The sequence below is a fragment of the Pseudomonas sp. SH10-3B genome (assembly GCF_019891415.1).
Lineage (GTDB): Bacteria > Pseudomonadota > Gammaproteobacteria > Pseudomonadales > Pseudomonadaceae > Aquipseudomonas.
Genome location: NZ_JAFLXD010000027.1, coordinates 1 through 13120, shown reverse-complemented (window position 1 = coordinate 13120; position 13120 = coordinate 1). Strand labels below are relative to the sequence as shown.

The window sequence follows — 13120 nt, the reverse complement described above, 5'->3', positions numbered from 1 at the left end:
GGGCTATTGATCGGGCATCAGCGTGAGGCTACCCAGCTGCAGTAACTGGGCGAAATCCTTCGCAGGTACCGCCTTGCTGAACAGAAAACCCTGGCCCTCTTCACACTGCTGGGACCTCAGGAAGTTCAGCTGTTCGACGGTCTCCACCCCTTCGGCGATGATGTTCAGCTCCAGGCTCCTGCCCATGCCGATGATAGCGCTGATCAGCTGCGCGTCCTGGCTATTTTCGTGCAGCCCGCGCACGAATGATTGATCGATCTTCAGCACATCGATAGGAAAGCGTCGCAGGTAGCTGAGGCTGGAGTAGCCGGTGCCGAAATCATCCAGGGCCAGGCGCACGCCCATGGCCTTGATCCGGTTCAGAATATCGACCGTATCGTCGACATTCTGCATCAGCACGCTTTCGGTGATCTCCAGCTCCAGCAGGTTGGGCGGCAGGCCGGTCTGCTTCAGGATGGCAGCCAGATTGTCGACAAACTCCCGTTGGCGGAAGTCGATGGCGGAGATGTTCACCGAGATGCGCAGCGGCGCCAGGCCCATGGTTCGCCAGGCCTGTGCCTGTTCGCAGGCGTGGCGCAGCACCCATTGGGTCACGGGGACGATCAGCCCGCTGTCTTCCGCCACGGGAATGAAATCAGCCGGGTGGACCCAGCCCGAGCGCGGTTGAAACCAGCGGATCAGCGCCTCCGCGCCGGTGATTCGCCCGGTTTTAAGGTCCAGCTTGGGCTGGTAGTGCAGCGCAAACTCATTGTGTTCCAGGGCCTGGCGGATCGCGCTTTCCAGGTTCTGCTGGTGCTGGGCGCGCAGGTTCATGTCTTCGGTGTAGAAGCTCAGGTCGTCCGGGCCACGCTCCTTGGTGGTGTGCATGGCGGTTTCGGCGTGCTTGATCAGCTCCACGGCGGTGCTGCTGTCATTCGGATAGATGCTGATGCCCAGGCTGGCGGTGACGCTCAGGTCGTGTCCCGCGATATGGCGTGTGACGCTGATGGCCTTGAGTACCTTCTGGGCGATGTGCTGGGTTTGCAGGGGGTGCTGGACATCATTGAGCAGGATCACAAACTCGTCCGAGACATAGCGAAACACCGAGTCCGACTCCCGTACGGCTGCCACCAGGCTTTGGCTGACCTGCTGGAGCACCTCATCCCCCACCGGATAACCCAGGGCGTTGTTGATGCGCTTGAAGCGGTCGAGGCCGATAAACATCACCGCCAGTTGCGTGTCATGGCGCCGGCCCAGGGCAATGGCCTGGGTCAGGCGGTCGCCCAGCAACGTGCTGTTGGGCAACTCCGTGAGCGCGTCGTATTGCAACAGGTGCGACACTTTCAGCAACTCCTGCACGCGTTCCTCAATGGTGCGTTCCAGCCCGATCACCTTGAAGGCGGCATCCTGGGCGAGCTGCCATTTCCAGGTCAGGGCGCTGGCCATCTGGCGGATTTCCAGGTGGTCGAAGGGCTTCTTCAGGATCAGCAACTGGTCGTTGTACTTTATTCGTGCTTCGATCGCTTCAAACGAATAGTCGGAATAGGCGGTGCACAGAGCGATCTGCAGGTTGGGATCGACGTTCCACAACTGCTCGATGGTGTGCAGGCCGTCCCAGCCAGGCGGCATGCGCATGTCGATGAACGCCATGGCGTAGGGGGTATTGGCTGCCAGGGCCCGATTCACCAGGTCCAAGGCTTCCTGACCCTGGTAGGCGGAATCCAGCATGAACGCCTGGCGCGCAACGGTCGTTGTGCCGAACAGGGTTTGCTCAAGGGTATCCAGGGAAGGCTCGTCGTCGGCGTCGGCGCACAGGATCTTGCGAAAGTCCAGGTGGATGGACGTGGTGTCATCGACGATGAGGATACGACGGTTGGCCCGTTCTGAGTTCGGGCTCATAGTGCGCGTCTCATCTGCAAAAGGTTCGACGGCATAACCATTCCTTCCTTGATTCCATGGCGGAGCGGGGCGCAGACCTGCTGTGGCAGTGTAGTCGAGGTCCCTTGAATTCGGCGGCCAGTTGGCGTCAAATCAACCCCGCGCCTTAAGCGAGGGAAGACGGCTTGGCACACGGGTTCAAATCAGCTCAATTCAGTTCAATGTGAAGGCGCAGCAGGCATGGATGAACTACTTGCGACGAAACCCACTATTTTGCTGGTCGACGATGAAGAGTCGATCCTCAACAGCTTGCGTCGCCTGTTGCGCGGCCAACCCTTCGATATCGTGCTCGCGGGCAGCGGCGCCGAGGCCCTGGAGGTCATGGCCGCTCAGCCCATCGACCTGGTGATGAGCGATGCGCGCATGCCCGGCATGGACGGCGCGCAGTTGCTGGCCGAGGTTCATCGCCTTTATCCCGCCACCAGTCGCATCCTGCTCACCGGCTACGCCGACCTGCCGACGATCATCAAGGCGATCAACGAAGGGGCGATCCACCGCTACATCGGCAAACCCTGGAACGATGACGAACTGAAGCTGATCCTGCAGCAGGCCCTGGAGCTTCAGCGCCTGGAACGCCTGGCCCATCAGCAGAACGAGCAGCTCAAGCTATTGAATGCCACCCTGGAAAAACGCGTGGCAGCACGGACCAGTGAGCTGCAACAGACCGCCGACATGCTCGACCTGGCCTACGAGGAGCTCAAGCGCAGCTACGTGACCGGTACCGAAGTGTTTTCGTTGTTGGCCAACCTGCGCCTGCCCAAGAACAAACAGACCAACCGTGCACTGATCGAACTGGTGCGCGTGTACTGCACCGCCCAGTCCATCGACGAAGCCAGCGCCCGCGACATGGCCATGGCCGCCGCGTTGTACAACATCGGCAAGCTGAGCTGGAGCGACAGTATGTTGATCGAGCCGGCCGACAAACTGCACAGCACCGACCGCGAGCGGTACCGCGGCTATCCGACCCAGAGCGAATCGCTGTTGATGACCCTGGAGCCGATGAAGGACGCGGCGCGGATTATTCGTCATCACCAGGAGCGCTGGGACGGCAGTGGTTTCCCCGACCACCTCAAGGGCGAGGCGATTCCGTTCGGTTCACGCCTGCTGAAACTGGCGGTGGACTTCATCGAATTGCAGAAAGGCCTGATCCTTGAGCGGCATCTGAACAGCGATGAAGCGCTGTTGTATATCCGCAAATATGCCGGGCGCCTCTACGATCCGGAGCTGGTCGAGGACTTCATCCTGGCGTGCGCTGCGTTTCTCAGTGACGTGACCCTGGGTGATCCCACGGTCAAGGTGCTCTCCACCCGTGAACTGGAAGACGGCATGGTCCTGGCGCGTAACCTCAACGCCGATAACGGCATGTTGCTGCTCAATGCCGGTAAGGTGCTGAACCTGCCGTTGGTGGACAAGCTGATTGCGTTCGAGGCGATGGAAGGCGCCAAGTACAGCGTGTTTATCAAGGAGCCGGACGAGACCGACGCGGTGCTTCATTAATTTTCATTGTTTGAATTCAAGGTTTTCAGTTCATGCCTAGCACTATCCGTATCGCCGCTGCCCTGTTGATCGGCAGCGACGGCCACACCCTGCTGGTGCGCAAGCGCGGCACCCAGGCCTTTATGCAACCCGGTGGCAAGATCGACGCCGGTGAGCAGCCCGCCGAGGCCCTGGCCCGCGAGCTGTACGAAGAGCTGAACCTGCGCATCAAGCCCGGCGACGCGGTCTACCTCGGTCACTTCTCGGCCCCTGCCGCCAACGAGCCGGGGTTCACTGTGGACGCGCAATTGTTCCAGGTGCAGATCGATGTTCCGGTCAGCCCGGCGGCTGAAATCGAGGAGGTGCGCTGGATCGACCCTGCCGGTGATGGCGGCCTGGTGTTGGCGCCCCTGACCCGTGACCTGATCCTGCCGTTTTACCGCGCGTCACTGACCACGCCGGCCTGACGCGAATGAGCATCCGTGCGCTGGGGGCCAACGACGCCGAGGCTTATCGAGCGTTGATGCTGGAGGCGTATGGCGCTTATCCCCAGGCGTTCACTTCCAGTGTGTCCGAGCGTGCAGCCATGCCGTTGAGCTGGTGGGAAAAGCGCCTGGAGAGCCCGCTGGACCGTTTGCTCGGCGCTTACGTCGACGGGGAACTGGCCGGCATCGTCGGCCTGGCCTTCGAACCTCGGGAGAAGGCGCGGCACAAGGTGACCCTGTTCGGCATGTACGTGAACGCGGCTTACCAGCACAAAGGCTTGGGCCGGCGATTGGTCGAGGCTGCGCTGGATGAAGCGCGCCGACATCCGCGGCTCAAAGTGATCCAACTGACCGTCACCGCCGGCAACGATGCAGCGTTTGCGCTGTACCGACGCTGCGGGTTTATCCAGTACGGCCTGGAGCCGCTGGCGGTGCGGGTGGGCGTGGACTACTTCGACAAAATCTACATGTGGCGCGAACTCACGGCGCACTGAGATCTAATGTGGGAGCGGGCAAGCCCGCTCGCCACAGTTACAGTGTTCCTCCTTAACTGTCCGGCATTAGGACTTGCTCCTCCCACATTTGGAACGGTGTGGTTTCAGCGTACCGCGCTGACGCCATCCAGGGTTGAAAACGACGTGTCCTTGGCCGTCAGCAAAAAGTCGCGCATATACGGCGCATCCAGCATGTCCGCACGAATCCCCGCATACAGCGTCGCAAACAAGCCTTTCTCGCCCAGACGCTTGGCCTTCACGTAGCCGCGCGAGCTGTATTCATGCAGTGCCCAATGGGGCATGCCGCACACGCCACGGCCGCTGGCCACCAGTTGCATCATCATCACCGTCAGTTCCGAGGTGCGCACCTGGGCCGGTTCCACGTCGGCCGGTTCCAGGAAGCGGGTGAAGATGTCCAGGCGGTCGCGTTCCACCGGGTAGGTGATCAGGGTTTCGGTCAGCAGGTCTTCGGGCACGATGTACGCCTTGTTCGCCAGCGCGTGCTGGTTGGCCACGGCGAGCATGGCTTCGTAGGTGAACAGCGGCACATAGGTGATACCCGGTAGCTCCAGCGGGTCGGACGTGACCACCAGATCCAGGTCGCCACGGGCCAGGGCCGGCAGTGGCGCGAACGCAAAGCCCGAGGCCAGGTCCAGCTCGACTTCCGGCCAGGCATCGCGGAATTGGTCGATGGTCGGCATCAGCCACTGGAAACAACTGTGGCACTCGATCGCCATGTGCAAGCGCCCGGCGGTGCCACCGGCCAAACGCGCGATGTCGCGCTCGGCGCCGCGTAGCAGGGGCAGGGTGGCGTCGGCCAGTTGCAGCAGGCGCAGACCCGCGCTGGTGAAGCGCACGGGTTTGGTCTTGCGCACGAACAGCGGCATGCCCAGGCGTTCTTCCAGCTCCTTGAACTGATGGGACAAGGCCGATTGTGTCAGGTGCAGGCGCTCGGCGGCCTCCACCAGGCTGTCGGCTTCGCGCAAGGCGTGCAGGGTCTTGAGATGACGGATTTCGAGCACGGGCTCTCCATGAAGACAATTTGTGACGAAGCGGGATCGCGTGAGTTTGTCTCATGTTGCAACGCGTGTCGACCATGACCGCCGGGCACTCTTCATCAAACTGTCATGGAACTGTGGCAGCGCGCTTGAACAAACTTCATCAGACTCGCGCTCTACTGGGGTTCTGCGTTTCGGTGTTTTTCATGCGCGTGTTGCTTTTACTGGCCGCTCTACTGTTCGGCCTGCCGTCTTTTGCGGCTTCTCGATGTGATGTCAATGTCCCGACCCAAACGGTCGACCTGGCCCAGGTGAGTATCGCCTACCAGAGTATCGGCCGTGCGTCCGACCCGGCCTTGCTGCTGGTGATGGGCCTGGGCGGGCAACTGATCCACTGGCCCGACGAAGTCGTCGTCGCCCTGTGCCAGCAGGGTTTCCGGGTGATCCGCTATGACAACCGCGATGTGGGCCTGTCCACCTGGCGCCAGGCGCCGGCGAGCGCCAACCTGACCTTTGAAGTGCTGCGCTACAAGCTCGGCCTGCCGGTATCGGCGCCGTACACGCTGACGGACATGGCTGATGACGCCCTGGGCTTGATGGATGCCTTGCAGATCCAGCAGTTCCACGTACTGGGTGCGAGCATGGGCGGCATGATTGCCCAGCACCTGGCGGCGATGGCGCCGCAGCGCGTGGAAAGCCTGACCCTGATCATGACCAGCTCCGGCGCCGAAGGCTTGCCGGCCCCGAATGCGGCGCTGGTGCAATTGTTGTCGCGCCGCAGCGCGCCGAATCGTGAAGTGGCGCTGGAGCAGCAGGCAGACTTGCTCGCGGCGCTGGGCAGTCCGAACGTCAAGGACGATCGCCAGGCCTTGCTGCACCAGGCGGCGCTGTCCTACGACCGCGCCTTCAACCCGGACGGCGTGAAGCGCCAGATCATGGCGATCCTCGCCGAACCCAGCCGTGTGCCGCTGCTCAACCAACTGCGTGTACCGACGCTGGTGGTCCACGGCACCGCTGATCCGTTGCTGCCGGTGATGCACGGCGTGCACCTGGCAGCGCATATCCAGGGCAGCCAATTGAAGTTGATTCCCGGCATGGCCCATCGTTTCCAGGAAGCGTTCAAGGCGCCGCTGCTGACGGCGGTGTTGCCGTACCTGCAGGCTCATCGCGAAGATGCCGCCCATTGGGCGCAGATCGATCCGGTCGCGCCTTCGAAGCTGCTGTGACATTGGTGTATCGTGCAACCTTTACGGCGTATTGAAGCCTGCGAGGTTGCCTACCATGAGTACTCCCCTGAAAATCGATTTCGTCAGCGACGTGTCCTGCCCTTGGTGCATCATCGGCCTGCGCGGCCTGACCGAAGCCCTCGACCAGCTCGGCACCGAGGTGCAGGCCGAGATCCATTTCCAGCCGTTCGAACTGAACCCGAACATGCCCGCCATCGGGCAGAACATCGTCGAACACATCACCGAGAAATACGGCTCCACGGCTGAAGAATCCCAGGCCAACCGTGCACGCATCCGCGACATGGGCGCCGAGCTGGGCTTTGCCTTTCGCACCGACGGCCAAAGCCGTATCTACAACACCTTCGACGCACACCGCCTGTTGCATTGGGCCGGGCTCGAAGGCTTGCAGTACAACCTCAAGGAAGCGTTGTTCAAAGCCTACTTCACCGATGGCCAGGACCCTTCCGATCACGCCACCCTGGCGATCATCGCTGAAAGTGTCGGCCTGGATATAAAGCGCGCCGCCGAGATTCTCGCCTCCGATGAATACGCCGCCGAAGTCCGCGAGCAAGAGCAGTTGTGGATATCCCGTGGGGTGACGTCGGTGCCGACCATCGTGTTCAACGACCAGTACGCCGTCAGCGGTGGCCAGCCGGCCGAAGCCTTTGTCGGTGCGATTCGCCAGATCATCAGCGAAGCCAAAAACTAAAGTCGAACACTGATCCACATGTGGGAGGGAGTAAGCCCCCTTCCACATGTGGTTCTCACTGACCTTGAGGTAAGCGCTGGCCCGCCCCTTGCATTGACCCCCTAAAGCCATAGGGGAAATATCACCTTGAATATTCTTGACCTCGACCACAGCCTCACCGGTCAGGCACCGATTGCCCGGCGGTTGGCCAGTGGCCGTGCCACGCGCATCGACCTGCTGGACCTGGGCCCGAAGCTGCGCCTGTGGTCCAGCGAAAAAACCTGGAAGCGCTTTTCCGAACGCCTGGCCCAGCGGCCCCGGCCTACGGACGCGCGCCCGGAGATCCTGTTCGTCGGCTCCGGCGATTATCACCACCTGACCCCGGCGTTTCTGGCCGACCTGAAAGAACCCATCAGCCTGATCCACTTCGACAATCACCCCGACTGGGTGCGCTTTGCGCCCAAGCGTCACTGTGGCTCGTGGGTCAACCGCGCGCTGAAGATGCCGGCGATCAAGCGCATCGTCACCCTCGGCCCGTGCAGCGATGACCTGCATAATCCGCAACTGCGCGGCGGCAACCTCGGCGCCCTCAAGCGTGGGCACTTGCAGTTGTTTCCCTGGCAGCACCCGCCGTCGAAAGTCTGGGGTCGGGTCGGCGATGGCGCCGGCCACCAGCAGCAGGAAAACCACCTGCACTGGCGCAACCTGGCGGAGTTGGACTGGGCTGCATTTCTCGAACAGATGATCGCTAGCCTGCCCACCGAAGCGATCTGGATCACCATTGACAAAGACGTGCTGGCCAGTGAAGACGCCGCCACCAACTGGGACCAGGGCGGCATGCGCCTGACCCACTTGTTGCAAGCCTTGCGGGCGTTGGCGGCGGGTAAACGGATTATCGGCATCGACGTGTGCGGCGAGTTCGCCACGCCGGCCTTCAGCAATGCGTTCAAGCGTTGGGAAGCCAAGTCCGACCAGCCGCCACCGGAGCGCTGGAGCCCGGAGGATTTGCAGCGCAACGCCGCTACCAATGAAGCCCTGATCGATCTGTTTGAGGAGCTGTTCCCGTGACCCTGACCGTGGTGTTGCTGGTGGCCTTTTCCATCGTGCTCGATGTGATCGGCCAACTGTGTTTCAAGCTCGGCCTGGACCGTTTGCCGGAGCTGGACGGCGGCTTTCGCCTGAATGCGTTCTGGGGCCAGGTATTTAATGCGCCGCTGCTGTGGGCGGGGATCGGTGCCTACGCGATCGAGTTTTTCGTGTGGCTCGAAGCGCTGTCTCGTGCGCCGTTGAGCCTGTTGTTTCCGGCAGCGGCGCTGGCCTATTGCGGCGTGGTGCTGGCCGGCAAGGTGGTACTGGGCGAAACCGTCAGCCGCCGGCGTTGGATGGGCACCCTGGTGATTACCTTGGGTGTGATGCTGGTAGCGATTGCAGGGAGTCAGGCATGAGTACGCAAACGATGAATACCGGTTGGTTGCATGGGCGCCTTGGCACCGTGGTGCTGTGGGCCTTGCTGATCTGCACCGAGAGTGCCGGGCAGCTGTTTACCAAGGTTGCCGGCGACCAGTTGGGGCAGATGGATTTCAATTGGCAGTGGTTGTCCGAGGTGGCGCGCAACCCGGGGATCCTGGCGGCGATCGCCAGTTATATCGGCGCGTTTTTCGTGTGGATGCTGATCCTGCGGCGCAGCAGTTTATCCCTGGCGTTCCCGCTGAGTTCGCTGGTGTTTGTGGTGGTGTTGCTCGGTTCGTGGCTGGGGCTGGGGGAACATATCAGCCCGCTGCACTGGGTAGGCGTTGCGGTGATTATCGGCGGAATCGCGCTGCTGGCCGAGGGCGAGGAAAATTGAAATCCGGCCCCATGTGGGAGGGGGCTTGCTCCCTCCCACATGTTGTCCGAAGTGATCAATCGAACTTGTAGCTGATCGCCGTCTGTACCTGGCCCTGGTTCACGTCGCCGGTTTCCTTGACGATGCTGCTGTTGGCCGCCGAACCCACCAGGTGTACCCAACTGGCGCTGGTCAGCAGTGACCAGTTGGAGGCCAGGGGGAACTCGAAACTCTGGGTCAGCGTGAGGTTCTGGAAGCCGCCGCTGGCGTTATACGGCCGAATACCAGAGGCCGCGGATTCATTGGCGTCGACCCCGAAATAGGTCTGGGTCTGGCGCGCATCGGCAAAATTCGCCGCCAGGCCGCTGCTGCCGATAACCCCGCCACCCAGTGGGTAGCCCAGCTCGCCGCCGACCTTGCCCAGCGCGCCGCTCTGGGAATGCCCGCCACCGACGGCCTGGCCCATCCGGGCATACACGCGCCAGAAGTCGGCCGGCGCGTATTGAATAAAACCGCCCACTTCAGCCATGTCCGACACATTGCGCAGGCCCTGCAGCTCACCGTTGGAGGTACGCCCCTGCAGGTAGTTGATATAGGGGCCGGCCGTCAAACCGTTGGTGTTGAGGGCGCTCCAGGTCAGGCCGTCATCGGTGCTCAGGCTGACAGTGCCCCAGTCCAGGTCCAGGTAGGGCACGGGGCGGGTTTCGTAGCGGCTGCCGGTCGGATCATGGGGCTGATAACTGAGGCCAGCGCCGACTTCTCCGGTGATCGGCGCGGCCAGGGCGGTGTCGGCATAACCCCACAGCCCCAGTAAACCGGCGAATACAGCAGAAGTGAGTTTGAGCATGGAGCGATTTCCTTTCTGGACATGCGCGCATGAACGCGCGAAGGGCGTCCTTCACGCAAGCACTCATCTTGTTTGTAGCAAGCTACAAAAATTGTAGCTCCTGCGACACATATCCCCGCGCGCCCCCAGCCCCGCCGGGCTTCAGCCAGTTGGCACACTCCCTGCTCTACCCCTTGTGCAAGCGCACACAGCGCGCTCCTCAAGGTAAACGCAGATGATCCACTGGCATATCGTGTGTGACTTCGACGGGACCATTACCCCCACCGATGTCATCGACAACGTCCTCCAACGCTTCGCCGGCCCCGAGTGGGAAACCATCGAACAGGAATGGCTGGATGGGCATATCGGTTCCCGCGAATGCCTGAGCCGCCAACTGGCGCTGATCAAGGCGACCCCGGCTGAACTGCTGGCGTATTTCGACAGCGTCGAGATCGACCCGGACTTCCCGGATTTCGTCGATCACGTCATGGGCCTGGGCGCGTCCATCGAAGTGGTCAGCGACGGCATCGAGCAAGGCATCGCGCGGATTCTGTCGCGCAACTACGTGACCTTGCTGCCGATCCTCGCCAACCGCCTGCGTCAGGTCGACCAGAACAGCTGGCGCATCGACTTCCCGTATTCCAGCGATGCCTGCCGCGCGGCGTCCGGCAACTGCAAGTGCAAATCCACCCCGCGCAACAAGCGTGTGCTGGTGATCGGCGACGGCAAGTCCGACATGTGCGTGGCCTCCACCGCCGACTTCGTCTTCGCCAAAGGCAGCCTCGCCCTGTACTGCGAGGCCAACAACATTCCTCACGCGCGCTTCGACACCTTCGCCGAAGTGCCTGCATTGCTCGCCCGACTGCCGCAAGGCATCGCCGCAAACGCCACCACCTTTACTGCTGCCGACAATCAGGAACTCTTCCACCATGTCTGATATCCGTATCGCCACTGCCGAAGACCAGATCCTTCTGGATAAAGAAGCCAAGTACTGCTCCTACGGCGACACCGTCCACTACATCGAGCCGCCGCGTATTTTCAGCCGTTGCGAAGGCTCCTACGTGTGGGACACCGAAGACCAGGCCTACCTCGACCTGCAAATGTGGTACTCGGCGGTCAACTTCGGCTACGCCAACCCGCGCCTGAACAACGCGCTGAAACAGCAGATCGACACCCTGCCGCAAATCGCCAGCCAGTACCTGCACAAAGGCAAGATCGAGCTGTCGGAAATGATCGCCGTCGACGCCAAGAAAAAATTCGGCCTCGACGGTCGTGTGCACTTCAACGTCGGCGGCTCGCAGTCGATCGAAGACTCCCTGAAAGTGGTGCGTAACGCCACCAACGGCAAAAGCCTGATGTTCGCCTTCGAAGGCGGCTACCACGGCCGTACCCTCGGCGCGTCGTCGATCACGTCCAGCTACCGCTACCGTCGTCGCTATGGCCACTTCGGCGAGCGCGCGCAGTTCATCCCGTTCCCGTACCACTTCCGTGGCCCCAAAGGCATGACCAAGGAAGAGTACGGCAGCCACTGCGTGCAGCAATTCGCGCGTCTGTTCGAGACCGAATACAACGGTGTGTGGGACCCGAAAGTCGGCCAGAGTGAATACGCCGCGTTCTACGTCGAGCCGATCCAGGGCACCGGCGGCTACGTGATTCCGCCGATGAACTTCTACCGCGAACTCAAGCATGTGCTGGATCAGCACGGCATCCTGATGGTGTCCGACGAAATCCAGATGGGCTTCTACCGCACCGGCAAACTGTGGTCCATCGAGCACTTCGACGTGCAACCGGACGTGATCGTGTTCGGCAAGGCGCTGACCAACGGCCTTAACCCACTGGGTGGCATCTGGGCCCGTGAAGAGTTGATCAACCCGAAGATCTTCCCACCGGGTTCGACCCACTCCACCTTCGCCTCCAACCCATTGGGCACGGCGGTGGGCCTGGAAATGTTCAAGATGACCAACGAAGTCGACTACGGCGCGATGGTCATGGCCAAGGGCAAATTCTTCCTGGAAGGCCTGCAAGACCTGCAGAAACGTTTCCCGATCATCGGCGACGTCGACGGCCTGGGCCTGGCCCTGCGCTGCGAAATCTGCGGGCCGGATGGCTTCACGCCGGACAAGGCGACCCTGGACTACATGGTCGAAGAAGGCATGAAAGGCGACATGGTGGTGGATGGGCGCAAACTCGGCCTGATCCTCGACGTGGGCGGCTACTATAAAAACGTGATCACCCTGGCACCGTCCCTGGAAATCAGCTACCCGGAAATCGAGCTGGGCCTGAAGCTGCTTGAGCAACTGCTGGTACGGGCGACTAAACGGTGAGCACAGCTGAGATCGACCTCGGTGAAGGCACCGCCGGATTCGTTCTCGGTGAAGGTCCGGTCGGGATCCTGTTGATCCACGGCCTGACCGGCACCCCGACCGAATTGCGCCAGGTCGCCAAGGGCCTGGCCAAGGCGGGTAACTGCACGGTGTACGTGCCCACTTTGGCCGGGCACTGCGGCGACAACAGCGACCTGCAGGCGACCGGCTGGCTGGACTGGTACGAAGGCGTGCGCAAGACCTTCGTACAGGTCAGGCAACGCCACGAACAGGTGTTTGTCGGTGGCTTGTCCATGGGCGCGGTGATGTCGATGTACGTGGCCGCCGAGCATCCCGGGCAAGTCGCCGGGCTGCTGATGTATTCCACCACCCTCAAGTACGACGGCTGGAGCATCAACAAACTGGCGTTCCTCACGCCATTGCTGATGAAAATTCCGTTTGGCGTGCACATCTGTCGCTTCGAAGAGAAGCCGCCTTATGGCATCAAGAATGAACGCTTGCGGGCAATCGTCGAGCGGCAGATGAAGGAAGGGCAGAGCAGCGAAGCCGGTCTGTTGACCATGGAAGGCATCACCGTGCGCGAGTTGCACCGCATGAACGCCGTGGTCAGGAAACGCATGCCCAAGGTCAAGGTGCCGGCCCTGGTGCTGCACTCCATCGAGGACGACATCACCAGTCGCTGGAACGCCGATTATGTGGAGCGGCATCTGGGCGGGCCGGTGACCAAGATCCTGCTCGACAACTGCTACCACATGATCACCGTCGACCTGCAATACCGCCGGGTGATCGAGTTGAGTGCCGACTTTGTCGAGCAGCACACGGGCTTCAACCCAATACAGGTCGATGTGGGAGCTGTCGAGC

General features: G+C 61.6%; 14 protein-coding genes. 11 read left to right on the top strand and 3 right to left on the bottom strand.

What is annotated here, in order from left to right:
* Positions 1 to 3: 3 nt before the first annotated feature.
* The gene (locus J1G35_RS19575; RefSeq protein ID WP_223015764.1) at positions 4 to 1878 is read right to left on the bottom strand and encodes a GGDEF and EAL domain-containing protein; all 1875 of its coding nucleotides are present in this window, start codon (positions 1876 to 1878) and stop codon (positions 4 to 6) included.
* 219 nt (positions 1879 to 2097) lie between these two features.
* Here J1G35_RS19575 and J1G35_RS19570 point away from each other — a divergent pair, with 219 nt between their 5' ends.
* From J1G35_RS19570 to J1G35_RS19560, 3 genes are read left to right on the top strand one after another with little or no spacing between them, the layout of a single operon-like run.
* Entirely contained in the window at positions 2098 to 3414 is a 1317-nt protein-coding gene (locus tag J1G35_RS19570; protein ID WP_053133536.1) for an HD domain-containing phosphohydrolase, read from the top strand.
* A gap of 32 nt (positions 3415 to 3446) precedes the next feature.
* Positions 3447 to 3860, top strand: a complete 414-nt coding sequence (locus J1G35_RS19565; protein ID WP_053133532.1) for an NUDIX domain-containing protein — start codon at positions 3447 to 3449, stop codon at positions 3858 to 3860.
* 5 nt (positions 3861 to 3865) lie between these two features.
* Positions 3866 to 4372 carry a GNAT family N-acetyltransferase gene (locus J1G35_RS19560; RefSeq protein WP_053133529.1) on the top strand — a complete coding sequence of 169 codons (507 nt, stop codon included), beginning with the start codon at positions 3866 to 3868 and terminating at the stop codon, positions 4370 to 4372.
* Between the two features lie 104 nt (positions 4373 to 4476).
* On the opposite strand, the gene metR is transcribed toward J1G35_RS19560, so the two are convergent.
* Complete coding sequence (gene metR, locus J1G35_RS19555) at positions 4477 to 5394, bottom strand: transcriptional regulator MetR (RefSeq protein WP_053133526.1); 918 nt, start codon at positions 5392 to 5394, stop codon at positions 4477 to 4479.
* Between the two features lie 182 nt (positions 5395 to 5576).
* On the opposite strand from metR, the gene J1G35_RS19550 reads away from it, so the two are divergent.
* The 5 genes from J1G35_RS19550 to J1G35_RS19530 all read left to right on the top strand — a co-directional run bounded on the left by J1G35_RS19550 (position 5577) and on the right by J1G35_RS19530 (position 9130).
* Positions 5577 to 6596, top strand: a complete 1020-nt coding sequence (locus tag J1G35_RS19550; RefSeq protein ID WP_053133523.1) for an alpha/beta hydrolase — start codon at positions 5577 to 5579, stop codon at positions 6594 to 6596.
* A 55-nt stretch (positions 6597 to 6651) separates the two neighbouring features.
* Positions 6652 to 7305 (top strand): DsbA family oxidoreductase, encoded by a 654-nt coding sequence (locus J1G35_RS19545; protein WP_053133520.1) that lies wholly within the window; start codon positions 6652 to 6654, stop codon positions 7303 to 7305.
* Between the two features lie 126 nt (positions 7306 to 7431).
* Positions 7432 to 8352, top strand: a complete 921-nt coding sequence (locus tag J1G35_RS19540; RefSeq protein WP_223015763.1) for an arginase family protein — start codon at positions 7432 to 7434, stop codon at positions 8350 to 8352.
* Positions 8349 to 8729, top strand: a complete 381-nt coding sequence (locus J1G35_RS19535) for a transporter (protein ID WP_053133513.1) — start codon at positions 8349 to 8351, stop codon at positions 8727 to 8729. Before J1G35_RS19540 ends, J1G35_RS19535 begins: the two co-directional genes overlap by 4 nt.
* A complete protein-coding gene (locus J1G35_RS19530) occupies positions 8726 to 9130 on the top strand; it encodes an EamA family transporter (RefSeq protein ID WP_053133510.1) in 405 nt (134 codons plus the stop codon). The genes J1G35_RS19535 and J1G35_RS19530 overlap by 4 nt, the downstream gene beginning before the upstream one ends.
* Positions 9131 to 9185: 55 nt before the next feature.
* Here the strand turns inward: J1G35_RS19530 and J1G35_RS19525 are convergent, their stop codons facing one another.
* Positions 9186 to 9956, bottom strand: a complete 771-nt coding sequence (locus tag J1G35_RS19525) for a MipA/OmpV family protein (RefSeq protein ID WP_053133508.1) — start codon at positions 9954 to 9956, stop codon at positions 9186 to 9188.
* A gap of 214 nt (positions 9957 to 10170) precedes the next feature.
* On the opposite strand from J1G35_RS19525, the gene J1G35_RS19520 reads away from it, so the two are divergent.
* From J1G35_RS19520 to J1G35_RS19510, 3 genes are all read left to right on the top strand, one after another.
* Positions 10171 to 10872 (top strand): MtnX-like HAD-IB family phosphatase, encoded by a 702-nt coding sequence (locus tag J1G35_RS19520; protein WP_223015762.1) that lies wholly within the window; start codon positions 10171 to 10173, stop codon positions 10870 to 10872.
* Positions 10865 to 12259, top strand: a complete 1395-nt coding sequence (locus J1G35_RS19515; RefSeq protein ID WP_053133503.1) for an aminotransferase class III-fold pyridoxal phosphate-dependent enzyme — start codon at positions 10865 to 10867, stop codon at positions 12257 to 12259. Before J1G35_RS19520 ends, J1G35_RS19515 begins: the two co-directional genes overlap by 8 nt.
* Positions 12256 to 13120 (top strand): alpha/beta fold hydrolase (locus J1G35_RS19510; protein ID WP_223015761.1); only part of this gene is annotated, 865 nt, incomplete at its 3' end. The genes J1G35_RS19515 and J1G35_RS19510, both read left to right, overlap by 4 nt.

Coding starts and splice junctions, on each gene's coding strand:
- J1G35_RS19525 (WP_053133508.1), bottom strand. CDS start 9,956: ATGCTCAAACTCACTTCTGCTGTATTCGCCGGTTTACTGGGGCTGTGG.
- J1G35_RS19530 (WP_053133510.1), top strand. CDS start 8,726: ATGAGTACGCAAACGATGAATACCGGTTGGTTGCATGGGCGCCTTGGC.
- J1G35_RS19550 (WP_053133523.1), top strand. CDS start 5,577: ATGCGCGTGTTGCTTTTACTGGCCGCTCTACTGTTCGGCCTGCCGTCT.
- J1G35_RS19575 (WP_223015764.1), bottom strand. CDS start 1,878: ATGAGCCCGAACTCAGAACGGGCCAACCGTCGTATCCTCATCGTCGAT.
- J1G35_RS19520 (WP_223015762.1), top strand. CDS start 10,171: ATGATCCACTGGCATATCGTGTGTGACTTCGACGGGACCATTACCCCC.
- J1G35_RS19570 (WP_053133536.1), top strand. CDS start 2,098: ATGGATGAACTACTTGCGACGAAACCCACTATTTTGCTGGTCGACGAT.
- J1G35_RS19565 (WP_053133532.1), top strand. CDS start 3,447: ATGCCTAGCACTATCCGTATCGCCGCTGCCCTGTTGATCGGCAGCGAC.
- J1G35_RS19560 (WP_053133529.1), top strand. CDS start 3,866: ATGAGCATCCGTGCGCTGGGGGCCAACGACGCCGAGGCTTATCGAGCG.
- J1G35_RS19515 (WP_053133503.1), top strand. CDS start 10,865: ATGTCTGATATCCGTATCGCCACTGCCGAAGACCAGATCCTTCTGGAT.
- J1G35_RS19545 (WP_053133520.1), top strand. CDS start 6,652: ATGAGTACTCCCCTGAAAATCGATTTCGTCAGCGACGTGTCCTGCCCT.